This window comes from Brachyspira pilosicoli, assembly GCF_008016535.1.
In the GTDB taxonomy this organism is placed as follows: Bacteria; Spirochaetota; Brachyspiria; order Brachyspirales; family Brachyspiraceae; genus Brachyspira; species Brachyspira pilosicoli_A.
The window spans coordinates 1-674 of record NZ_SAXY01000102.1; the positions used below are offsets into that span (position 1 = coordinate 1).

General features: G+C 27.4%; 1 protein-coding gene. It reads left to right on the forward strand.

Annotated elements, in window-relative coordinates; all coding sequences use genetic code 11:
* Positions 1 to 41: 41 nt before the first annotated feature.
* On the forward strand, positions 42 to 674 hold a 633-nt coding region (locus EPJ72_RS12895), incomplete at its 3' end, for an IS1595 family transposase (RefSeq protein WP_147732509.1).

Here is a 674-nt window from a genome sequence, read left to right on the forward strand (position 1 = left end):
TGGGGCTGGCCCAGATAACTTAAATTTGTTAAAATTTAAGTATGAAACGCAGTAAATTAAGTGAAGAAAAACAATTAAAATTAATAGAGCATTTTGTAGCAGGAACTACAGCAAGGACTGCCTCAGCTCTTATTGGAATTAATCGTAAAACAGCAATATTATATTATCATCATTTACGAGAATTAATATTTGAATATGAGAAAGAAAAAGAAGAAGAAATTTTCAATGGAGAAATAGAAGTTGATGAGAGTTATTTTGGCGGTAAAAGAAAAGGAAAAAGAGGAAGAGAGGCTAAAGATAAAATACCAGTGTTTGGTTTGTTAAAAAGAGGAGGAAAAGTATATGTAAAAATGATAAATAATACCAAAATAAGCACTTTAATACCAATTATTAGGCAAAAAGTACAGCCTGATAGTATAGTTTATTCAGATTATTATCATAGTTATGATGTATTAGATGTATCAGAATTTAAGCACTTTAGAATTAATCATAGTGAAAAGTTTGCTGAAGAAAAGAACCATATTAATGGTATAGAGAATTTTTGGAATCAAGCGAAAAGACATCTTCGTAAATTTAATGGAATACCAAAAGCACATTTTCACTTATTTATTAAAGAATGTCAATTTAGATTTAATAATCCAAAAGTTGACAAACAATTGGAAATTATATATAAT